The 20,747-nt window shown below is 65.5% G+C and carries 20 protein-coding genes; 7 read left to right on the top strand and 13 right to left on the bottom strand.

Features of this window, described 5'->3' with window-relative positions; all coding sequences use genetic code 11:
• Positions 1-10: 10 nt before the first annotated feature.
• From cysD to ACR9ZC_RS26615, 8 genes are all read right to left on the bottom strand, one after another.
• A complete protein-coding gene (cysD, locus tag ACR9ZC_RS26580) occupies positions 11-979 on the bottom strand; it encodes a sulfate adenylyltransferase subunit CysD (protein ID WP_481582540.1) in 969 nt (322 codons plus the stop codon).
• A gap of 48 nt (positions 980-1,027) precedes the next feature.
• On the bottom strand, positions 1,028-1,825 hold the full coding sequence (locus ACR9ZC_RS26585) for a sulfite exporter TauE/SafE family protein (RefSeq protein WP_481582541.1): 798 nt from the start codon (positions 1,823-1,825) through the stop codon (positions 1,028-1,030).
• Positions 1,826-1,875: 50 nt separating this feature from the next.
• The gene (locus tag ACR9ZC_RS26590) at positions 1,876-3,003 is read right to left on the bottom strand and encodes a sulfotransferase family protein (protein WP_481582542.1); all 1,128 of its coding nucleotides are present in this window, start codon (positions 3,001-3,003) and stop codon (positions 1,876-1,878) included.
• 42 nt (positions 3,004-3,045) lie between these two features.
• Entirely contained in the window at positions 3,046-4,089 is a 1,044-nt protein-coding gene (locus ACR9ZC_RS26595) for a DHH family phosphoesterase (protein ID WP_481582543.1), read from the bottom strand.
• Positions 4,082-4,813, bottom strand: a complete 732-nt coding sequence (gene cysC, locus ACR9ZC_RS26600; protein WP_481582544.1) for an adenylyl-sulfate kinase — start codon at positions 4,811-4,813, stop codon at positions 4,082-4,084. Before cysC ends, ACR9ZC_RS26595 begins: the two co-directional genes overlap by 8 nt.
• 140 nt (positions 4,814-4,953) lie before the next feature.
• Positions 4,954-6,645, bottom strand: a complete 1,692-nt coding sequence (locus tag ACR9ZC_RS26605; protein ID WP_481582545.1) for a methyl-accepting chemotaxis protein — start codon at positions 6,643-6,645, stop codon at positions 4,954-4,956.
• A 316-nt stretch (positions 6,646-6,961) separates the two neighbouring features.
• Positions 6,962-7,129, bottom strand: a complete 168-nt coding sequence (locus tag ACR9ZC_RS26610) for a hypothetical protein (protein ID WP_331573640.1) — start codon at positions 7,127-7,129, stop codon at positions 6,962-6,964.
• Between the two features lie 177 nt (positions 7,130-7,306).
• The gene (locus tag ACR9ZC_RS26615) at positions 7,307-7,930 is read right to left on the bottom strand and encodes a LysE family translocator (RefSeq protein WP_440558667.1); all 624 of its coding nucleotides are present in this window, start codon (positions 7,928-7,930) and stop codon (positions 7,307-7,309) included.
• Between the two features lie 531 nt (positions 7,931-8,461).
• Here ACR9ZC_RS26615 and sap1 point away from each other — a divergent pair.
• Positions 8,462-8,806 carry a surface attachment protein Sap1 gene (gene sap1, locus ACR9ZC_RS26620; protein ID WP_481582546.1) on the top strand — a complete coding sequence of 115 codons (345 nt, stop codon included), beginning with the start codon at positions 8,462-8,464 and terminating at the stop codon, positions 8,804-8,806.
• Positions 8,807-8,947: 141 nt separating this feature from the next.
• Positions 8,948-9,499, top strand: coding sequence for a YaeQ family protein (locus ACR9ZC_RS26625; RefSeq protein ID WP_481582547.1), 552 nt, complete (start codon positions 8,948-8,950; stop codon positions 9,497-9,499).
• A gap of 12 nt (positions 9,500-9,511) precedes the next feature.
• Here ACR9ZC_RS26625 and ACR9ZC_RS26630 read toward each other — a convergent pair whose 3' ends face one another.
• Positions 9,512-9,925 (bottom strand): VOC family protein, encoded by a 414-nt coding sequence (locus tag ACR9ZC_RS26630; RefSeq protein ID WP_331573634.1) that lies wholly within the window; start codon positions 9,923-9,925, stop codon positions 9,512-9,514.
• A 339-nt stretch (positions 9,926-10,264) separates the two neighbouring features.
• On the opposite strand from ACR9ZC_RS26630, the gene ada reads away from it, so the two are divergent.
• From ada to ACR9ZC_RS26650, 4 genes are all read left to right on the top strand, one after another.
• On the top strand, positions 10,265-11,389 hold the full coding sequence (gene ada / locus ACR9ZC_RS26635) for a bifunctional DNA-binding transcriptional regulator/O6-methylguanine-DNA methyltransferase Ada (protein WP_481582548.1): 1,125 nt from the start codon (positions 10,265-10,267) through the stop codon (positions 11,387-11,389).
• Entirely contained in the window at positions 11,386-12,318 is a 933-nt protein-coding gene (locus ACR9ZC_RS26640; RefSeq protein WP_481582549.1) for a DNA-3-methyladenine glycosylase family protein, read from the top strand. Before ada ends, ACR9ZC_RS26640 begins: the two co-directional genes overlap by 4 nt.
• Before the next feature lie 138 nt (positions 12,319-12,456).
• Positions 12,457-14,073 (top strand): glutamate--cysteine ligase, encoded by a 1,617-nt coding sequence (gshA, locus tag ACR9ZC_RS26645; RefSeq protein WP_481582550.1) that lies wholly within the window; start codon positions 12,457-12,459, stop codon positions 14,071-14,073.
• 120 nt (positions 14,074-14,193) lie between these two features.
• The gene (locus ACR9ZC_RS26650; RefSeq protein ID WP_481582551.1) at positions 14,194-14,592 is read left to right on the top strand and encodes a hypothetical protein; all 399 of its coding nucleotides are present in this window, start codon (positions 14,194-14,196) and stop codon (positions 14,590-14,592) included.
• Between the two features lie 9 nt (positions 14,593-14,601).
• Here the strand turns inward: ACR9ZC_RS26650 and ACR9ZC_RS26655 are convergent, their stop codons facing one another.
• Positions 14,602-16,170: a DHA2 family efflux MFS transporter permease subunit gene (locus tag ACR9ZC_RS26655; RefSeq protein WP_481582552.1), complete on the bottom strand. Its 1,569-nt coding sequence runs from the start codon at positions 16,168-16,170 to the stop codon at positions 14,602-14,604.
• A gap of 221 nt (positions 16,171-16,391) precedes the next feature.
• Here ACR9ZC_RS26655 and ACR9ZC_RS26660 point away from each other — a divergent pair, with 221 nt between their 5' ends.
• Positions 16,392-17,930, top strand: coding sequence for an efflux transporter outer membrane subunit (locus ACR9ZC_RS26660; protein ID WP_481582553.1), 1,539 nt, complete (start codon positions 16,392-16,394; stop codon positions 17,928-17,930).
• A 19-nt stretch (positions 17,931-17,949) separates the two neighbouring features.
• On the opposite strand, the gene ACR9ZC_RS26665 is transcribed toward ACR9ZC_RS26660, so the two are convergent.
• Genes ACR9ZC_RS26665 through gspL form a run of 3 tightly spaced genes read right to left on the bottom strand, consistent with a single transcriptional unit; the run spans position 17,950 to position 20,708 of the window.
• Complete coding sequence (locus ACR9ZC_RS26665; RefSeq protein WP_481582554.1) at positions 17,950-18,729, bottom strand: type II secretion system protein N; 780 nt, start codon at positions 18,727-18,729, stop codon at positions 17,950-17,952.
• A gap of 33 nt (positions 18,730-18,762) precedes the next feature.
• A complete protein-coding gene (gspM, locus tag ACR9ZC_RS26670) occupies positions 18,763-19,284 on the bottom strand; it encodes a type II secretion system protein GspM (RefSeq protein WP_481582555.1) in 522 nt (173 codons plus the stop codon).
• Positions 19,281-20,708: a type II secretion system protein GspL gene (gspL, locus tag ACR9ZC_RS26675; protein WP_481582556.1), complete on the bottom strand. Its 1,428-nt coding sequence runs from the start codon at positions 20,706-20,708 to the stop codon at positions 19,281-19,283. The genes gspM and gspL overlap by 4 nt, the downstream gene beginning before the upstream one ends.
• Positions 20,709-20,747 lie beyond the last annotated feature (39 nt).

A 20,747-nucleotide genomic window follows, 5' to 3' on the forward strand; every position in this document is an offset into this window, starting at 1 on the left:
TGCTGGGCGCTTAGAAGTAACCCTGCTTCTTGCGCTGCTCCATCGCCGCTTCCGACGCCTGGTCGTCCATGCGTGTCGCGCCGCGCTCCGTGATGTCCGTCACCGCCGTCTCGGCAACGATCTTCTCGACGTCGTCCGCATCGCTCTCGACCGGGCACGTGCAGCTGATATCGCCCACCGTGCGAAAGCGCACGCGCGCCTTCTCGCTCGTCTCGCCTTCGCGCAGCGGCGTGAGCGGCGTCACCGGCACCAGCAGCCCGTTGCGCCGCACGATCTCGCGCTCGTGCGCGTAGTAGATCGACGGCAGCTCCAGCTGCTCGCGCCCGATGTACTGCCATATGTCCAGCTCGGTCCAGTTCGAGATCGGAAACACGCGCAGATGCTCGCCCGCGTGCAGCCGCGCGTTGAACAGACTCCACAGCTCCGGGCGCTGCGCCTTCGGATCCCACTGGCCGAATTCGTCGCGAAACGAGAAGATGCGCTCCTTGGCACGCGCCTTCTCCTCATCGCGGCGCGCCCCGCCGATCATCGCCGTATAACCGTGCTGCGCGATCGTCTCGAGCAGCGTGACGGCCTGCGCGGCATTGCGCGAGTCCGTCTCGCGACGCAACCGCACGGTGCCGCGCTTGATCGAATCTTCCACATGCCCCACCACGAGTTCGGCGCCAAGCTCGGCCGCGCGCCGGTCGCGAAACTCGATCACTTCAGGATAGTTGTGACCGGTGTCGATATGCACCAGCGGAAACGGCAGCACCGTCTTGCGGTTCGCGCCCAGCCCGAACGCCTTGAGCGCCAGGTGCAGCACCACCACCGAGTCCTTGCCGCCCGAAAACAGCAGCGCGGGCTTGGCGCATTCCGCTACCAGCTCGCGCAGAATGTGGATCGATTCCGCTTCCAGCCAGTCCAGGTGGTCCATGCGGTTCGTCGTGACGGTGCGCGTCGCCATGACCGAGTCTTCCGATCGATAAATAGTACTCATGTGTTCGTCTCAGGTTCTACGATTGTTCGTTGGAGGGTAGCCGGCGGTTCAGCGCGGCGCGCTACTACGATAGGCGATATAGGCCGCGATTGCGATCAACACCAGGGCGAACAGCCGGCGCAGAAGCGCGCCGCGCCGCGCAAGGGTCTTCGCCATGCGCATGCCCGCACGCCCACCCACCAGCCCGCCGCCGACGAGCGATAGCGCAAGCGGCACGCTGACCTTGCCGGCCATCGCATAGTTGAGGCCCGTCGTCGTGCCGAACGCGACAACGGAAACAAGCGACGACGCCACCGCTTCGAGCATCGGAATGCGCGCAATCAAATGCAGCGCCGGTACGGAAAGAAAGCCGCCGCTCACCCCGAAAAAGCCCGATACGCTACCGACGGCAACGCCCGCCCCCGCGGTTGCCAATCCGCGCCCGCGCGGCAGCGGGCCCGGCTCGGACGCGTTGCCGCCCTGCGCACGCGAGAACATCAGCGCGCCGACAACCGCCACGATGCCGGCCAACAGCAGCAGCATGGCGCTACCGTCGACGCGCAATGACCACGTGGAGCCGGCAAACGCGCCCACCACGCCCGCCGTCGCGAACAGCGCGCCCGTGCGCCAATGCACGAGACCGGCGCGCGCATAGGTGATGAGATTGACGAGTGCCGTCAACGCAATCGCCACGGCCGTCGTGCCGATCGCAAGATGCGGATCGCCAATTTTAACGACGTACAGCAACAGCGGGACGGCCAGCGTGCCGGCGCCGCCGCCGACGAGCCCGAGCGTGAAACCGATCGACAAGCCGGATGCGCCGGCAAGCGCAATTTGCGCTTGCAGCCAGGACAAAGGCACAGACATGGGACCCTCCTTGGGTCTGTATAGACGATGCGCCGCAACCGATCGCGCGCTCAGTCGGTCACTTCGAACGGCGTCACGAGTTCGTCGAGCCGCTGCCGGTCCGCTACGCCAGCCGGCTGGCGCGCGGTGCGCAACGTCTCCATACGAACGCGCACGGTCGCGAGATACTCGGCGCGCTGGCGTCGCAATACGTAGTCGCGGAAATTCGTTGCCTCCAGAGTTCGCCATGCTTCGTGCTTACGCTCATCCGAAAGACGGCGCGCCGCATCGAAGGCCGATGGATCGATCTCGATCGCCGCATCGGTCGCCAACTCATAGCCGTAACGCCGCATATACCGCGCGGTCAGCGTTTCGATGATCGCGATCTCGTCGATCGACAGTTGCGCTTTGTACTTGTCGATATTCGCCGGGATCGGCGCAAAACAGTTCGACGACCAGAGCGCGGACATCTGCGCAATCTGCTTTGCCTCCACCGAGCGGGACACGTCGAGCATCTGCGGCAAATAGTCGATGCCGAAAAACCCGCAGATCTTCCTCAGCGTAGCCTCCTGGTCCTCGAGGAAATCCTCGTAGCGAATCGTCATCGCGCGCTCCGGATAGCGCTCGAGCAGCGAATCGGCCGCCCGATGCGCCTCGACCCATGTCCGCGCATTGAGCAGCGTATCGAAGTCGTGAATGATCGCCTTGTTCATCGACGCGATTTGCGCGCGCGGATCGCGCACGACGTTCAGAAACCGCATATCGGGCATGAGCCGCATCAGCTCGTCGGCGTAGTGAACGCTGTCGAGCGACTTGTCCATGACGATGCGTGCGCCCCGTGCCTCCCCCGAGCGCAGCAGCAGTTCCCATACGATGCGGTGCACGCTGCGCGGCGCGCGGCGGATGGCCTCGAATATTTCGACCGGATCGAACACGACGCCAGGCCACTTGACCATGCTGACGGCCTGCAGGCCAACCACATCGCTCACCAGACGGAAGTAGGCGTGGTCGTCTTCGAGGTCGCCGTAAAGCGGCAAAAGCGGCATGAAGTCGACGATATGCAGCGGATACGGCGAGTAGAACTGCGGATTGAAATTGAGTCGCAGCCGCAGCGCGTGCGATCCGCAGCGGCGCAGCGGAATCATCAGCACGGGCACCGGACGGTTCCCGTTTCCCCCGGTCGGGTTGCTCTTGTTCATAGACAGGAGTCCTTATCGTTTGGTCTCGGTCGAATGAGTAGGTTAGGTTGGATCGGGTCCCGGTCCCGGCGCTCTCCCGCTCGGATCGGTCCCGGTGAAATAGCTGCGAAATGCAGCAAGAAAAGCCTCGATTTCATCCGCGGGCAATCGATTGATGCCTGCAGCCGCACGCCGCCCGCCGCCGCTCGCGAAGCGCTCGCACAGCACGTTGGCAGGCCGCGCCCGCGCGTCGCCCGAGCGAACGCTGACGCCATACGCACCGCTCGCGCATTCAGTGAGGACTGCGAACGAACACCCCGGTTCGCACTGCGTAAGCCGGTTCGCCAGCACGCCCGAAATCCGCCGTGCCCAGCCGGCATCGGGCAGCATATAGACGGACGCACCCTCGCACCGCCAATACGGCTCGACGGACGCCACGCGCGCGAGATCCGCACGATAGCCGGCGGCCAGCGCCTTGTAGCACTCGGCATCGGCAATGAAGGCGAGCGGATCGTCGTATGGGTGCAGCTCGCGATAAAGCCGGTCCGGAGGAATGTGCAGATCGGCGAGCGTTTCGCCGTAGGCGTTGTAGTTGAGGATGCGGCCAAGCGTCTCGAGCGCATCGGTCTCGTTCGCCGTGCATCCATCGTCGGCTGCCAGCCGCCGCGCCACGCCGTCGAGGTTGTCGCCGAACGCGGCCGCGATCGCCCAGCGGCGAAACCGCCCGCCGAGCTCGCGATCGACGATGAGACTCGTACACACGTTTGGCGAGTCGTCCCATACGAAACGCAACTGCGTATGCGCGAACGCATGGCTCGCCGCATGATGGTCGAAATAGACGACGCGCGCGCCTGCATCGAGCAGATCGACGAGCGCCGCATGATTCGCATCGAGCGAGATGTCGAGCACCGTGACCTCGATACCCGCGCTTCGCGGCACCCGCTCGAGCAGCGAGATATCGCGCTTCACGCCCGTCACCAGTGCGGCCGACAACGGTCGCGCGAGCCTCAGTTGATGCAAGGCGCATATGCCATCGGCGTCGCCGTTGAAGACATCGTAAGCCCGCGCCGCATGGGACTCGGGCACGCTGCTCGCACGATCAGCCATGAGCGACACGATCGACACCTCCGCTTTGCTCACGCAGGTAGGCGTGAAGAACTGCCGCCGCACTGGCCGGCGTCAACGCGGCCGTATCGACGACCAGCGCGGGCTCAGCGGGCGGCTCGTAGGGCGACGAAACGCCCGTGAATCCACGAAGCTCGCCGCTGCGCGCCTTGCGATAGAGCCCCTTCGGATCGCGCGACTCGCATACATCGAGCGAGGTGCTCACATGGACTTCGACGAACCGGTCAGCGCCGACGATCGCCCTAGCAGTCTCGCGATCGGCGCGGTACGGCGATACGAGCGATGCTACGACGACCAGCCCGTTCTCGTTCATCAAGCGGGCGACCTCGGCCGTGCGCCGCACGTTTTCATGACGATCGCGCTCCGAAAAACCGAGGTCGCAGTTCAGTCGGTGCCGCAGGTTGTCTCCATCGAGCACCGCGCACGGCTGCCCGTCGCGAATCAGCAGGTTTTCGAACTCGTATGCGATCGTCGACTTGCCGGCACCGCTCAAGCCGGTCAGCCAGAAGGTGAGCGGTGCGCAGCCGAAGCGGCGCGCGCGTGCTTCGCCGGAAACGGTGCCTGCGTGCCAAAACACATTCGCCGGTGCGCACGGCTCGCGGCGCTCGGCGCTCGGCCCGAACGCACTCACGGTCGCATGCCGCTCCTGTGCGTGGGTCTCGGTATGTTCGGTGCCAGAGGAGGAGCTCAGCGCTTTGCAGCTCATGAACGGTCCCTTCCTTCGAGTTCAGCCCCCGCTATATGGCCGCATTGCCCGTGCCGCATGGTCGCGGCACCGCAGCCGGCGCGTGATATCGCGCGCGGCGGCCATTCAAGCGAACGTGTGATGAATATAGATTGCGATGCTCAGGCCGGCTGCACGTCGTGAGCGATGAGCGCCGCCGCGGGCCGGGCGAGGCGCCGGGGCGCGCTCGCCGATGCCGGCACGCCATGCGTCACCGCCTCGACCTCGTATGCACCGCCCGGCTGCTCGAGTTTGAACACGCCGACCGCGTGGACGAGCGCTGCGGTTTGCTCGCGCATCGACTCGGCGGCTGCCGCGGCCTCCTCGACGAGCGCCGCGTTTTGCTGCGTGACCTGGTCCATCTGCGTGAGCGCCTGATTGATCTGCTCGATGCCGGTGGCCTGTTCTTCGCTCGCACTCATGATCTCGACCATGATCAGCGTTACGCCTTTCACGCTATCCATCACTTCGCTCATCGTCGTGCCGGCTTCCTGTACGAGCTTGTTGCCGAGCGCGACCTGCTCGACCGAGCCGCCGATGAGCGCCTTGATTTCCTTGGCCGCGGTGGCCGAACGCTGAGCGAGCGAGCGGACTTCGCTCGCGACGACGGCGAAGCCGCGCCCCTGCTCGCCGGCACGCGCGGCCTCGACAGCCGCGTTGAGCGCGAGGATATTGGTCTGAAAGGCGATACCGTCGATGACGCTGATGATTTCGACGATCTTTTGGGAAGCCTCGTGGATGCTGCCCATCGTCTGCACGACCTCCGACACGACCGAACCGGCCCGCTCCGATACACCCGATGCCGACGTGGCGAGCACATTCGCCTGGCGCGCGTGCTCCGAGTTGCGGCGCACGGTGGCGGTAAGCTCTTCCATCGATGCGGCGGTCTGTTCGAGCGATGCGGCCTGCTCTTCAGTGCGCGACGAGAGATCGAGATTGCCGCTCGCAATCTGGTTCGCCGCGGTCGCAATCGCGCCAGTGCTGCGGTGAACCTGTCCCACGATGCCGACGAGGCTGTCGCGCATCGTCTTCATCGCGTACATCAGGCTAGCGTCGTCTCCGGGCTGAGTCGCCACGCGCACGGTCAAGTCGCCGGTAGCGACGCGGTTGGCCGCTTCCGCTGCTGCTGCGGGTTCGCCACCGAGCTGCTTGAGTACGCTGCGCGTAATGATCAATGCCGACGCGACGCTCAGGATGACCGCGAGCACGGTGAGTCCGATCATCAGCGTGCGGCTCATGTCGTACAACTGCTTTGCGCTGGCCGTTTCGATGTCGTTTTGCTGGCGCTCGAGCTCGCGCAATTCGCGCACGAGCTTCCACCACTTGGCCTGTACAGGACGCAGATCGGCGCGCAGCACATGATAGGCCGCCTCGCGCTGACCGGCCAGTGCGAGTTCCTTCGCCTTCATCATCAGCGGCAACGAGAGCTCACCTTGCTGACGAATCTGGTCGAGCAGCGCGCGCTCTTCGGGTGTCGTCTGCGGGTTCTGGAACATCGTCGCCAGCTTGGCGCGCGCGTCCTCGTAGATCTGCGTTTCCTTGTCGAAGCGCGTCGTCTCGATCGCGATCTGGTCTTGCTGATCGGCTTGCAGGAGGATCAAGTTGCGCAGCGCGAGTGCTCGATTGGAGATGGTGTGATCGAGCTGATTCGCCAGTCCGGCTTCGACGGCATTGATATCGGTGATTTCGACCATCGACGACTCGAGTTGAGCCATTCGATAAAGCGCGAATATGGTGACCGCGACCAGCAAGCATGAAATCAGGCTAAAACCGATACCGAGCCGAGTCGCTACCTTCGTGTGGGATAAGTCCATGTTTTATGACGCCTTTAAAAGTCCCGATCAACGCACGAGCCGACGCACTGCTCTCTCAGCGCGTCGGACGTCGCAGCCGCTCTCCCGGCTACATAGTGGTCAACGGCACGACAGTCGCCGGCTTGAGCAACTCGTCATACTTATGAGAAAAAAATATCGGTCGGCGAGCGATCAGAACCAAATGGCTACAACTTGTCGGCGGTTCCCTACACAACCCTAGGATCGGATTTTTATACGTGTCGGGCGCACGGGAACGCACCGAACCGCTGAGCGAGGACGCGTCGGAACAAGAGAGCGAGGGGACGAATTGCGGGCGTCAATGACGATGCAGCAGACTGCGCAGAGGGTGGCGCCAATCGATGCGCCGCATGCCCGGCACCCGGGTTTCCTTGCGGTGCTCCTGCCACAATTCATCGGAGAAAAGAAACGCGACGATGACCAGCGGCAACACGAGAAAGGTTCCCAATATGAAGTGCTCGATCACGATGAACCTCCGTCCTGTTCCCGTGGCAACCGATGCAACTCATTGTAGTCCAGCGTGGCCGCGCCGACCGGCTGCGACGTGCCGCGCTAAGCGTCGCAGCGCGCATTCGGCGCCGAGCGGGAGGCGCCGCAAGCAGCGCGCACAGCGCAGGCGTGCAGCAGCAGCGCGGATCGCGCGTCAGGCACTGGCCTTCCAGCTTGCCGCAAGCAGACCCGCGCCCACGAGCATCGTGCCGCCGGTGCGGTTGACCGCGCGCTGAACCTTACGGCTGCGGATGGCGCGTCGCGCGCTCGATGCAAGCATGGCGTAGCCCAGTGCATTCAACGAGGCAAGCACGACGAAGGTGGCCTCGAGGACGACGGCTTGCGGCCACATCGGCGCGTGCAGGTCCATGAACTGCGGCACGAATGCAACGAAAAAAACGATGCTCTTCGGGTTCAACGTCGTCACCGCATACGCGTGAGCGAAGACCCGGGCGGTGCGCGTTTCCGATACGTCCGGCGCATCGCGTTCGACGACAGGCGCGCGCCACAGCTTCACCCCCAGATAGACGAGGTAGGCCGCCCCCACCCACTTGATCGCGGTGAACAAGGTGGCCGACGCCGCCAGCACGGCACCGAGGCCGACCATCGACGCCGTCATCGAGGTCAGGTCGCCCAACGCCACACCTGCGGTCGTGGCCAGAGCATAGCGGCGACCGTGGCCGAGCGCGTAAGAGACGACCAGCAAGACCGTCGGCCCGGGAATGACGATGACGATTGCCGATGCGATCGCGAATGGCAGCCAATGCGCAAAGCTCATGAGAAACCCCCAAGGGAAAACCCGATTAATCCATGAGTCGATGCGTAATGCAACAAAAAGCCGGCCGCGATGCCGGATAACCGATGCGTGAGGGGTTGCCACCGTCGATTTGGGTTGCCAGCGTCGATTTATCGACCGGGCATTGTTTTTATTCAGTAACCAGCTAATTCGTTCGAGTGATTTCCGGGATTCCCGGGGCCTTCTTGTGTGCACTGCACCAATATCGAACTGATCAATTGAGGCAGTTGCGGACCGCCGACGCGATGTAAGTCGCTCGCGCCGCAAAGCCTTACCACTCGGCCCTGAGCAGTTTCGCTCGCGCCTCCGCCGGTGGGGCTGGACGGGAGCTTGACGATGCAATTCGCATGCTTTAGCCGCTGCGCCACAGCTGCGACAATCCGTCGCTTTTGCAACCGCACACAAATTGTGCTTGTTCTTTTTCGCGCCTGTTCTATGTTCAAAACCATGGGTTTTAGTTTGCCTTTAAACACATAGCTAACCTAAGTAAAAACCCGCATTGGGAGGCAGGAAATGAGGAAGTACGTCGCATCGCTTTTCGTGTTGGTGGGTTTTGGCACTGCAGTCTCGATTGCACAGGCGCAAGATAACGTCATCAAGCCGCAGCAAACCTTCGAACTCCGATCCGGCGCCTATGGCTGCCTGTCGAAAGACAAATTCGATGCGGCCGATCGGCACGCACAGGCCGGCGAGCAACAGAAAATGCAGGAATTCTTCGCGGGCTATGAATGCTTGTCCACGCCTGAACACTCGGCGTTCCGGGCGGTTCGAGTCGTTGGCCATGACGTCGAATTCGTCAACGCGGGCAATGGCGATACTCAAGGCCTCTGGACGCACGATCGGTTCATCAAGCAGTAGCACCCCTGCCTGATCCGCTATCATCACGCGCCGGCATGCGATGCCGGCGCGGTGTCGTGTTTGTAGCTCTCAGCGTCATGCACCTTTGCAGTTCCCCAAAGGTGCGCCACGGCCCGCGAAACGCTATTTTTCCGGTGCCGTATGGCTCTCAAATCGACGATCCACAAAGCCGAGTTGCAAATCGCCGACATGGATCGGCATTACTACGCCGACCATTCCATCACCGTCGCCCGCCATCCGTCTGAAACCGACGAAAGGATGATGGTGCGCATCGTCGCGTTCGCGCTCTTCGCGAGCGAACGGCTCGAATTCTGCAAAGGCCTTTCCGACACGGACGAGCCGGATCTGTGGCAAAAGGATCTGACCGGCGCCATCGAAACCTGGATCGAGCTGGGCCAGCCCGACGAGCGGCGCATGGCAAAAGCTTGCGGACGCTCCGGCCATGTCGTCGTGATCGCGTATGGCGGCCGAACGTCCGATATCTGGTGGCAGGGCGTACGCAGCAAGGCCGAGCGCCTCGCCAACTTGCGTGTGTGGTCGTTGGCCGAAGGGACCGCCGCTGCCCTCGCGCGGCTCGCCGAACGGACGATGCGGCTTCAGGTGACGGTTCAAGACGGCTCCGCATGGGTGAGCGGCGGCGAAGCCGAGCCGGTGGCCGTCGAGTGGACGGAGCTCAAACCGGCGGCAGGCTGAGTGGCCAGATGCTCACGCAAGCGTTTCGGGCGGTCCCTTGAGCTCGACCATATTGCCCTCCGGGTCGAATAGATAAAGCGAGGGGCCGTACCCCTCGGCGCCATAGCGCCGGCCTTCCTCGCCCAGCGTTGCGCCGTGCGCTTCGAGATGAACGCGCAGCCGGGCGGGATCGTAGTTCTCGACGCGCAGGCAAAGGTGGTCCATGTTGCGGCCGGTGCCCGGCGCACCGCTTTGGGCCCGGTCGAGCGGGCCGCCCACGGCGAGCAGATCGATCAGCGCGCGCCCGGCCCGAAGCTGCGTGAGACCGAGCTCGGGCTGGTCCTTCTCGGACTCGCAGCCCAGCGCATCGCAGTAAAAGCGCTTCAACGCCTCGGGGTTGGCGGCGCGAATCACCACATGGTCGATATCGCGGATGATCGGCTTCATCGGCACACCTCCTCTCATGGGTTCGCTCGAATATCGTTGCCCAGTGTAGAGCGCGGCCGGAATACAAGCGCGGAAGCCCGAAGAGCGGGCGAAAAAAAACCCGCTCGAGAACGAGCGGGTTGAATCCATATCAGGAGGAGACATGGAGGAGACAAGTCACACTATACACAAAGTCATGGTGCAATGCAATATATTTTTGTCGGAACATTGAAAGGTGCGCGGTGAGCATCGCCGCCCGCGTTTCCGGCCGCTCCAAATTAGACCGCAAGATGCGGCGCGCGGAGGACCCGGCGCAGGCATACAGTGAAGCTCATCGATCTTCTTTTTGCGAGGAACAACATGGATTCCGCCTACCGAACCGACGACGAACGCTGGCGCGCCGTGTCGGCTCGCGACGCCAAGGCCGACGGCGCGTTTTTCTATGGTGTCTCCACGACGGGGGTGTTTTGCCGGCCCTCTTGCGCATCGCGTATGCCGCTCCGCGAAAACGTCGCCTTCTTCGCGACTGCCGACGAGGCGCGCGCGGCCGGTTTTCGGGAGTGCAAGCGGTGCCGGCCGGGCGGCCTGCCGCGCGAATTCGCGATCGTCGAGCGCGCCCGTGCAGCCCTCGACGCGGATCCGTCGGCCCGAATGACGCTCGCGCAGTTGAGCGATGCCGTGCATGTGAGCCCGTTCCACCTGCAACGATTGTTCACGCGCGTCATGGGCCTCTCGCCGCGCCAATATCAAGCGGCAAGGCGTGGCGCGGCGCTACGCGATGCCTTGCAGCGCGGTGAACCCGTCACGCGCGCGGCGCTCGACGCGGGGTTCGGCTCCTCGTCGCGCCTTTACAGCAACGTCGCAGGCGATCTCGGCATGGCGCCTTCGACCTACCGGTCAAAGGGCGCCGGTCTTGTCGTTCGCTACGGCTGCGCGCCGACCGTCCTCGGCCACGTGCTCGTCGCGGCCACCGATAAAGGCATCTGCCGCATTGCGTTCGGCGACGACGCCGGCGAGTTGGTTGCCGAGTTGCGCGGCGCGCTCGCGAATGCCTCGCTCGGAGAGGACCCGGCTCGAATTGCGCCGTTCATCGCCCAGATCGAGGCCTACCTGAGCGGCTCGCGCGAGGCGTTCGAGTTGCCGCTCGATGTGGCGGCAACGGCGTTTCGACAACGGGTCTGGGACGCGTTGCGGCGGATACCGTACGGTGAAACGAGGACGTACACGGATATCGCCGAATCGCTCGGCGAGCCGCGGGCCGTGCGGGCCGTGGCCAGCGCGTGCGCCTCGAATCCGGTCGCGCTCGCCATTCCGTGCCACCGCGTCATCCAAAAGGGCGGCGCATTGGCAGGCTACCGATGGGGCCTCGAACGCAAAGCGGCTTTGCTCGAAGGGGAAGCCAGGCGGCGCGGCAGCGGGGCGAGTCGCGCGCCGCAGGCCGCCGCGGCCGAAGACAAACGTGCCGATATGGACGACGCCGCTTGAATGCCGCGCCGGAAGTCACCTTCGAGCTTCGATTCAAAGCGCCCTACGATTGGCCGCGGGTACTGCGCTTTTTCGCGGGCCGTGCAACGCCCGGCGTCGAGATCGTCGAAGACGGCGTCTATCGCCGCGCCATCGAATGGCATGGCGAAACCGGCACACTCGCCGTGCGCCGGCATCCGCGTCGGCATTGCCTCGTCGTCACGGTTCAGGGACCGGCGAGCCGCCATGCCGATGCGCTCGCCGCGCACGTCGGCGTCATGTTCGATGTCGGCGCCGATCCGGCCCGCATCGGCGGCCATCTCGGGCGCGACGCGCTGCTTGCGCCCCTGGTCGAAACGGCGCCTGGCCTGCGCGTGCCGGGCGCGTGGTCGGCGTTCGAGCTCGTCGTGCGTGCGATCGTCGGCCAGCAGGTCAGCGTCAAGGCGGCGACCACGCTCATCGGCCGGCTCGTGGCGCGCGCCGGCGCGCGTATCGAAGACCATACGCACGACGGCACCGCCTGGCGGTTTCCAGGCCCCGCCGCCCTCGCCGCGGCGGATCTGAACGAAATCGGCATGCCCGGCAAGCGCGTCGCGGCGCTGCAAGGCGTCGCGCAAGCGGTGGCATCCGGCGCGGTTCGGATCGAACGCCCCGACGACCCACGCGCTCCCGGCGCCGATCTCCCGACGCTGCGCGCGGCGCTTCTCGCATTGCCGGGCATCGGCCCGTGGACCGTCGAGTACATCGCCATGCGGGCCTGGCGCGATGCCGATGCGTGGCCGGCGACGGACCTCGTGCTGATGCAGTGGCTGAGCGCGCGCGACGCATCGTGCGCCCGCCCCGCCGGACAACATGCGCGCACGGCCCCTTGGCGCCCCTGGCGCGCTTACGCCGCGATGCATCTCTGGAACGAGACGGCAGACCGTGCGGCCGGCGCACGCGGCGGCTGAGCGCGTCCACGCTGCCAACAGGCACGACACTCCGAGGATGCGCCAAGCGCGCTTCCCGGCGCGGTGTTAAAGTGCCCGCTACTCAAAAACGATTGCCCGGCATCGCTCGCGAAACGTGCGAATTCCGGGCTGGCTTCGATGTCAGACAACCCATCTTCGATCCGCTCCGAGACGTTCGCGCGGCGCTTGTCCGTGCTGAGCTCGCCCAAAGCAGGCGACGTGCTCACGCGCGGCCTGCGAGGCATCGAGAAGGAGAGCCTGCGCGTCACACCCGACGGCTCGCTCGCGATGACGCCGCATCCGCGCGCGCTCGGCTCGGCGCTGACCCATCCGTCGCTGACGACGGACTACTCCGAAGCGCTGATCGAGCTCATCACCTCACCCGAGCGCGAGCCCGCCGACACACTTGCACGCCTCGACGAGCTCCATCGATTCGTCTACTCGAAGCTCGGCGACGAGATGCTCTGGACCGACTCGATTCCCGGTGCGCTGCCCGAAGACGACGAAATCCCGATCGCGCAATACGGCACGTCGAATATCGGCCGGCTCAAGCATGTGTACCGTCACGGGCTCGCGTTGCGCTACGGCCGAACCATGCAGTGCATTGCGGGCATCCACTACAACTACTCGCTCGACGAGGAAGCGTGGCGCCTGCTTCACGCGGCCGAGCCGTCGCCCGCCACCGCTGTCGATTTCCAGTCGGCTCGCTACTTTGCGCTGATTCGCAACTTCCGCCGCACGAGCTGGCTGCTGATGTACCTGTTCGGCGCATCGCCGGTGCTCGATCGCGGCTTCTTGCGCGGGCGGCCGCACACGCTCGAGCCGTTCGATGCCACGACGCTTTACAAGCCTTATGCGACGAGCCTTCGCATGAGCGATCTCGGCTACTCGAACACGACGGCCCAGGCCGCCTTGAAGCCTGACTACGATTCGCTCCCCGGCTATCTCGACGCGCTCGCGCGCGCGGTGAGCGAGCCGTATGCACCCTATGAAGCCATCGGCACCCATCGCAACGGCGAGTGGGTGCAAATCAATACCAACGTATTGCAGATCGAAAACGAGTTCTATTCGACGATTCGTCCGAAGCGCGTCGCGCGCTCCGCTGAAAGGCCGCTGCATGCGCTTGCAGCGCGCGGCGTCCAGTATGTCGAGGTGCGCTGTCTCGACATCGATCCGTTCGAGCCGTGCGGCATCTCGCTCGAAACGGCACGGTTTCTCGACGCTTATCTGCTGGTGTGCGCGCTCGACGACAGCCCGCCGCTGCCGCACGCCGCCTATATCGAGGCGAATGCGAACTTCGGGCGCGTCACGCTCGAGGGGCGCAAGCCGGACCTGCGGCTCACGCGCGACGGCCGCGAGGTGCCGCTCGTCGATTGGGCCGACGAATGGCTGGCGAAAATCGAACTCGCCGCCGATGCGCTCGACGCAGTGGCCGGAGGCGATGCGCATCGGCGCGCGCTCGATGCGCAGCGGGCGAAACTCGCGGCGCCCGAGACCACGCCGTCCGCGCGCGTGCTCGCCGCGATGCGCGAGCGCAAACAGGATTTCCTCGCGTTCGGTCTGGCCCAAAGCCGCGCGCACGCTGCCTACTTTCGCGCGCGGCCGCCTGCTGCCGACGAGGCCCGCGCGGCAACCGAGTTCGCCGAACGTTCGCTCCAGGAGCAGGCCGCGCTCGAGCGCGACACGGACCCGGATTCTTTCGACGCATTCGTCAACGATTACCGCAGCTATACGCTCGAACGCTTCAGCGTTTGAGGGCGATCGGCGATCGGAACCGTTTTCACCGATCCACGGCAAGGCTGCTGCGATCCGGCGCGAACGCCGAGGCGCATTGCGCGTCGAACTGGCATGCCAACCAACGAGGGGCGGTTCCGAATGAAGACCATGCCATGGGTAGCCGCGTGCGTACTCGCCGCGGGCTGCTCGACGACGGATCGCGTGACCCCTGACACGATGCAGGCCGCCACCGCGCCGCTCATCTGCGCGCATGCCGACGAATGCGCACGCTGGTGGGTTCGCGCCCAGCAGTGGGTCACCCGCCACAGCGAATACCCCGTGCAAACAGCGAGCGACTCGCTGATCGTGACGACGGGCCCCGAGGGGGGCAGTGGCAAGCTGGCCTATCAAATTACGAGAACGGTCAACGCCGACGGCTCCGAGACGATCGGCTTCTCCGCCCATTGCGACAGTATGACGGGTTGCCGGCCCGATCCGTGGCAGGCGGCCGCCGAGTTCAAACAGTTCGTCAGGGCCGGCGCGGCGCCGGCCAACTGAGCACCGAACTCAGTGCGCCATCGCCGGGCCCGCGCCGCGCCTTGGCTTGGTCACCCAGACGAGCATCGCGAGCAGCACGAACGCGATACATGAGATGCGAAAGAAGTCGTTGGTCGCCATCATGTAGCCCTGCTGCGTGACGAGCTGGTTGATCTGAGCCGTGGCGCCGCTGCCCGCGATGCCCAGCATGCTCAGGGCGTCGAGATAGTGTTGCGTGGCGGCCGAGTAGGCATTGACCGATTCCGACAGCACCGCGTGGTGATAGACGGCATCGTTTTCCCAGTACGTCGTGCTGATCGCGGTACCGATCGCGCCGGCCAGTGTACGCAGAAAGTTCGAGAGACCCGACGCGCTCGCGAGGCGTTCGTCGGGCACGCTCGAGAGCGTGATCGTGGTCATCGGCACGAAGAAACAGGCAACGCCGATACCCTGCACGATGCGCGGCAAAATGACGTGACTGAACGGCACGTCGAGCGTGAAGGTCCCGTTCCAGAGCGAGACGATCGCGAATACGGTGAAAGCGAGACTCGCCACCATTCTCAGATCGAGCCGGTGCATGTTGCGCCCGATGATCGGCGAGAGCACGAGCGCGAGCAAGCCGACCGGCGCGGTCGCCAGGCCGGCGAGGCCCGCGGTGTATCCCATGACGGTCTGCAGCCAGAGCGGGAAGATCACCACGGACCCGAAAAACGCCATGTATCCGAAAAAAATGATCATCGCGCCGAGGGCGAAGTTCCGGTCCTTGAAAAGGGTGAGGTCAATGACGGGGGTGCGTTCCGTCGCCTCCCATACCAGCAGGAACGCCAGCGCCACGGCCGCAGTCAACGCGAGCCCCACGATGAATTGCGAGCTGAACCAATCGCGGTCCTTGCCGAGGTCGAGCATCATCTGCAGCGAGCCCACGCCGACCACGAGCAGGCCGAGGCCCACGCCATCGATGCGCTGGTGCGCGGTGGGCGTCTCGCGGCCACGCAGCAGAAAATACGCCGACGAGGCGGAGAGGAGGCCGATCGGCAGATTGATGTAGAAAATCCAGGGCCAGCTGTAGTTGTCCGTAATCCAGCCGCCCATCACCGGACCGAAGATCGGCGCGACGATCACGGTCATCGCCCACAGCCCCAGCGCAAGGCCGCGCTTTTGCGGCGGGTACGAGCGCATCAGGATCGTCTGCGAAAGCGGCACCATTGGCCCCGAAACGAGCCCCTGGAGCAATCTGAATGCGATCAGCGATTCGAAGTTCGCAGCGAGGCCGCACAGCGCCGAAGCGATCGTGAATGCGAGCACCGCCAGCGTAAAAAGCCGCACTTCGCCGACACGCCGCGCAAGCCAGCCCGTCAGCGGCACGGCGATCGCGGCCGCGACGGAGTACGACGAGATGATCCAGGTGCCGTCACTCGCGGCAACGGCCAGACTGCCCGAGATCGTCGGCACCGCCACATTGGCGATCGACGTATCGAGCACCTCCATGAAGGTGCCGAACGCCAGGCCCACCGTCAGGAGCGCGAGTGTAGCGCCCGTGAGCGGAGCGGGCGGGTCGGCTCGCCGAGGCGAAGCCGTCGAGGAAGCAGCGTTGCTCATTCATATCCCCTTGAATGGTCCATCGCCACAGCGTCGTCCCGCAGATGACGCCTGCTTGTCGAGCTGGTCGACAATATCGCGCTAATTGATTGACATGTCAATATTCACCTATGCAATCATTTTGTCGGCGCGCGGTAACCTGTGTCCTACTGTAATGAGGCGTAACCCGGCCGGGGCACGCACTGCGCTACCATCGCCGCATCGCAAGCCGGGTCCCACCTATGCAGTCCTCTCGAATTCACGCGCGCACCGCCGCGGGCGGCCGCCTGTCGGTGTTTCCTTTCCTGCCGGTCGCCAAGGCGGCCGCGTTGGCCGCGGCGCTCGCGCTCGCCGGCTGCGCCGTCGGGCCCGATTACCACCGGCCCGCGGCGTCGGTGCCTTCGTCGTTCAAGGAGGCGCCGCCCGGATGGAAAGTGGCCGAGCCGGCCGATCGCCATGACCGCGGCCCCTGGTGGGCCATCTACGGCGATGCGCGGCTCGATGCGCTGATGACCCAACTCGATACGGCAAACCAATCGGTGGCCCAATTCGCGGCCGCGTACCGCCAGGCGCGCGCGCTCGTAGACGAAGCGCGCGCCGCGTATTTCCCCACGCTCGGCCTGTCGGGCAGCGCCACACGTTCGGGCCAGCAACTTTCGAGCACATCGGCGTTCGGCACGACGCGCTCGCGTGTTTCGAACAGTTTCCAGATCGGGCTCGACGCCACCTGGGAGCCGGATCTCTGGGGCAAGGTCAGCCGTTCGGTCAGCGCCGAGCGGGCCGGCGAACAAAGCGCCGCGGCCGAACTCGCGAATGCCCGGCTCTCCGCGCAGGCGACGCTGGCCCAAACCTACTTTCAGTTGCGCGCCCTCGATTCGACGCAAAGACTGCTCGACGATACGGTGAAGGCCTACGGGCAGGCGCTGCAGTTGACGCAAAACCGTTACACACAAGGCGTTGCCGCGCGCTCGGACGTCATCCAGGCGCAAACCCAGTTGCAATCGGCCCAGGCCGCCGCGATCGACAACGGCGTCGCTCGCGCGCAAAACGAACATGCGATCGCCGTACTGGTGGGCGTGCCGGCCTCGACGTTCTCGATCGAACCGATCCCCCTCGAGGCCGAGCCGCCCGAAGTCCCGCTCGAGCTGCCTTCCGCGCTGCTCGAACGGCGGCCCGACATCGCCGCCGCCGAGCGCAAGGCGGCCGCGGCCAACGAGCAGATAGGCGTTGCGATAGCGGCTTACTTCCCGTCGCTGACGCTTTCGGCACAGGGCGGGTTCGAGAACTCAGTGTTCTCGAAGCTGCTCACGCTGCCTTCGCGGTTCTGGTCGGTCGGCCCTACGCTTGCGGCCACGCTCTTCGACGCGGGGCTGCGGCATGCGCAGACGCAAGCCGCGCGCGCCGCCTACGATCAGCAGGTCGCGGCCTATCGGCAGACTGTGCTCACGGCATTCCAGGACGTCGAAGACAATCTCGCCTCGCAGCGCATTCTCGCGCGCGAGATCGTCGTGCAGCGGCAGGCAGTCGATTCGGCCCGGCAGGCGCTCGCCATCGTCACGAACGAGTATCGGGCGGGGACGGTCGGCTATGTGAACGTGTTGACCGCGCAAACCACGGCATTCGCCGCCGAGCAAAAACTGGCCAATATCGCGGGGCAGCGGATGGTGTCGTCGGTCGGGCTCGTGAAAGCGCTCGGCGGTGGCTGGGATGTCGCGCGCATGGCGGGTGAAGCCGCCACTGCAGCGGGCGCCGCGCCCGCCTCCGCACCGCTCGCGCGGTAATCGAGCGCGTTCGCGCTGTCTACCGCGTATAGTCGAGCGCGACCGTACCCGTGCCCGTCGGGCGTCCGAGCAGGTTCAAGAGCCCGGCCAGATTGTCGCGCGCGTCGGGGGCCGAGTTCGCCTCGCCGTGAAACGATACGCCGCCGCCCGCGAGCGTTCCGTGACCGCTCAGCAGCAACGGACCTTTGAGCGTCGACAGATCGAGCGTGAACGCCGCTCCCTGCGCCTGCAGCACGACACGGTAGGAGCCCAGCGGCTTCACCTGCGAGACCCGCGAGACCATATCGTTGAGTCTCACATCGAAGCGGCCGAACAGGTTCCTGTGAATCAGGTGCCACTCCGTCCACGTAACATGCACGCTGCCCTTGAGGTCGAGCGTATTGAACGGCGCCCCGAGGCCGTTCAGCAAGGCCGCCGGGAGCGCCATATCGCTCGCGGAGAGCCGGGCGCCGCCGAACGTCGCATCGACGCTTACGGGCCGCGGCATTGCGTCGGTCTGCCGAACGCGGAGGTGCAACCGTCCCGTCAACAACGGCCAAAACGCGGTTTGCCATTCGATGCGCCCGGGCAAGACCGTCGCGCCGCTCGCGTCTGGGCCCGCCGCGAGCATCAGTGTCGCGGAGCCGCTCCAAAGCGAGCCCTGCGGCTCGATCAAATTGATGTGCCCCTGTGTCGCCTTGGCCACCTGTGGTGTGATCCATGCGGCGGGAAGCAACACGAGCAGCACGGCGGTACAGGCCACGACGGCAATCGCGAGCCAAGGCAACGCCGCGGCGATGCGGCGCATCCAGATCTTCATTCGTCGTTCTCTCGGGAAACGTTTCGCTGCGTGTCAGTGGCCTGCACGCGCGGCCGACGGGGGCTGCAACGATGCCGTCAGATCGACCTGGCCGTCGACCTTCAGGGCCGTCGCATGCGCTTCCACCACCTGCACCTTGAATTGCCGTCGGGCATCGTCGAGCCACATCGCCCAGGCCGCAAACGACGCATTCTTCAATTCGATGCGCACGGCGTCGCCGGCGAGCTGCACCTGCGGTGAGACGAAGCCGGCCTGCGTCAGCGAAGCGGCCAGCGCATCCTTGAGCGCAAGCCCCGTGGGCGCCGCTCCCTGCGCGGCCGGCGCGAGCGCGCGGGCCTCGTCCGCCTCGGCCGTCATTTGCGCGAGTTCGCGCTGCATGGCCGGCAACGCCGCGCGCAGCTCGGCACGTCCTTGCTGAGCCGGCGCCCAAAGCACGGAGTAGGCGATCACGACCGCCAGCAGAGCGCCGCCCCATGTCAGCAGCGTTTTCTCGCGGGCCGTGCGTCCGGCCCAGAACCCCGCCCAAGCGTTGGCGAGCACGGTCAGGGTCTTCATTGTCCGCTCCGGTTTCTGATGGTCCATTTGCCCGTGTTGCTGTCGAACTGGCCCCCAAGGCCGTGCTGCGCGAGCCGTGTCAAAAAGTCCGGATCGGCACTGACGTGCGGCTTGAAGGTCAACTCGAGCCGGCGGTCGTGATAGTCGAGCGCCGCGATGCCATTGACGGGCAGGGACCCGAACGCGGCGGCAAGCCGCGATGCCAGCGAGAGGAAATCGTCCGGCGACATCTGACCTGCGGCAAGCCGCAGGCGCTCGAGCTGCGATTTCATCTGCGCCGGCGGATCGAGGACGGCGGCCGTCTTCGGAAACGCGTTCAGCAGCAATTCGGTCATCTGCGCGTTGAGCGCGTCGCGCTCGCGTGCCAGCATGAACCACTGCACATTCGCACTGACGATGGCGACGACGAGCGACGCGGCGATGAGGCCGATCGGCACGCGCAACCGCCTCACCGTCGCGCGATCGAGCCGCCATGGCCGAGACTCGAACTCGAACTGGCAAAGATCGAAGCGAGCGTCGAGTGCCGCGCGGGCGAGGCTCTCGAACGACAACGCGGCGGCTGTGGCAGTCGCGGCGACATGGGTACCGTATGGCCCCGGCGCATCGAGCCGCGGCTCGCTGCCGGGCAAGCCGGTGAGCTCGAAGAGCTCGAACGCGTGACCGCCCGCCAGCGCCGACAGCGTCGAGGCGAGCATCGAAGCCGGCACGGCAAGACCCTCGCCGAGTGCACCGCGTGCGATGGCTACTTCGACCCGCGGCTCGTTCGTCGCGAGCGGCGCGGGGGAGCCGCTTGCCGCCGTCTCGGCCAGGATCGCGGGCGCCGTTTCGCCGACCGCGCCGAGCAGCGCCGCCACGACAGGCTGCGGCTCGGCAATGAGCGGTGCGGAGACCACGGATGCGGCGGGCTGCAGCGGTGCTGCCGCCGGCGCGAGTCCGGCTTCGGCAAGCGCCGGTTCGGGCTCGGCGACCGGAGCCGCGCCTGCGGGCGCAGGCAGGCATCGCGTCACCGGAACGGCACGCAAGCTTCGATGTCCCGCCGCCGAGAACGCCTCGACGATGAAACGGAACCACCCCCGGTCGATGACCGCGAGCACGCGCGCGCCGGTTGGAAGCGGCTGCGGATCGAGCGCGACATGGCACGTCGCCGCGTCCTGGATCAGCCGATCCTCCACGACGTTCGGCAGCGCCTGTCTGAGCCGCGGTCCTCTGAGCGGCGGCAGCATCGCCGCGAGCATCAGGACGTCGCGCGCGGCGACGATCAGGACGGTCGTCGATGCGCGCGGCAAAAAGGCGAGTTCCGCGCGGCCCGCGCGTTCCTTGCGGCCGCCCTTGTCGAACAGGACGAAGGGCATCTCGGGCAGTTGCCACTCCTGCGACGGCACTGCCGGGTCGCGCGGCGGCAAAAATACGATCAACGTGCTCAAAGGCCGTAATCTCCTGGTTGGCTAAGGTCTTCGCAAACC

Source organism: Trinickia sp. HAY1-2D (genome assembly GCF_056754935.1).

What these genes read in the sequence shown, in the direction of transcription:
- ACR9ZC_RS26615 (WP_440558667.1), bottom strand. Translation starts at nt 7,930, where the DNA reads ATGAGCTTTGCGCATTGGCTGCCATTCGCGATCGCATCGGCAATCGTC.
- ACR9ZC_RS26660 (WP_481582553.1), top strand. Translation starts at nt 16,392, where the DNA reads ATGCAGTCCTCTCGAATTCACGCGCGCACCGCCGCGGGCGGCCGCCTG.
- ACR9ZC_RS26595 (WP_481582543.1), bottom strand. Translation starts at nt 4,089, where the DNA reads ATGGCTGATCGTGCGAGCAGCGTGCCCGAGTCCCATGCGGCGCGGGCT.
- cysD (WP_481582540.1), bottom strand. Translation starts at nt 979, where the DNA reads ATGAGTACTATTTATCGATCGGAAGACTCGGTCATGGCGACGCGCACC.
- ACR9ZC_RS26630 (WP_331573634.1), bottom strand. Translation starts at nt 9,925, where the DNA reads ATGAAGCCGATCATCCGCGATATCGACCATGTGGTGATTCGCGCCGCC.
- ACR9ZC_RS26665 (WP_481582554.1), bottom strand. Translation starts at nt 18,729, where the DNA reads ATGAAGATCTGGATGCGCCGCATCGCCGCGGCGTTGCCTTGGCTCGCG.
- cysC (WP_481582544.1), bottom strand. Translation starts at nt 4,813, where the DNA reads ATGAGCTGCAAAGCGCTGAGCTCCTCCTCTGGCACCGAACATACCGAG.
- ACR9ZC_RS26585 (WP_481582541.1), bottom strand. Translation starts at nt 1,825, where the DNA reads ATGTCTGTGCCTTTGTCCTGGCTGCAAGCGCAAATTGCGCTTGCCGGC.
- gshA (WP_481582550.1), top strand. Translation starts at nt 12,457, where the DNA reads ATGTCAGACAACCCATCTTCGATCCGCTCCGAGACGTTCGCGCGGCGC.
- ACR9ZC_RS26650 (WP_481582551.1), top strand. Translation starts at nt 14,194, where the DNA reads ATGAAGACCATGCCATGGGTAGCCGCGTGCGTACTCGCCGCGGGCTGC.
- ACR9ZC_RS26655 (WP_481582552.1), bottom strand. Translation starts at nt 16,170, where the DNA reads ATGAGCAACGCTGCTTCCTCGACGGCTTCGCCTCGGCGAGCCGACCCG.
- ACR9ZC_RS26590 (WP_481582542.1), bottom strand. Translation starts at nt 3,003, where the DNA reads ATGAACAAGAGCAACCCGACCGGGGGAAACGGGAACCGTCCGGTGCCC.
- gspM (WP_481582555.1), bottom strand. Translation starts at nt 19,284, where the DNA reads ATGAAGACCCTGACCGTGCTCGCCAACGCTTGGGCGGGGTTCTGGGCC.
- ACR9ZC_RS26605 (WP_481582545.1), bottom strand. Translation starts at nt 6,645, where the DNA reads ATGGACTTATCCCACACGAAGGTAGCGACTCGGCTCGGTATCGGTTTT.
- sap1 (WP_481582546.1), top strand. Translation starts at nt 8,462, where the DNA reads ATGAGGAAGTACGTCGCATCGCTTTTCGTGTTGGTGGGTTTTGGCACT.
- ACR9ZC_RS26625 (WP_481582547.1), top strand. Translation starts at nt 8,948, where the DNA reads ATGGCTCTCAAATCGACGATCCACAAAGCCGAGTTGCAAATCGCCGAC.
- ada (WP_481582548.1), top strand. Translation starts at nt 10,265, where the DNA reads ATGGATTCCGCCTACCGAACCGACGACGAACGCTGGCGCGCCGTGTCG.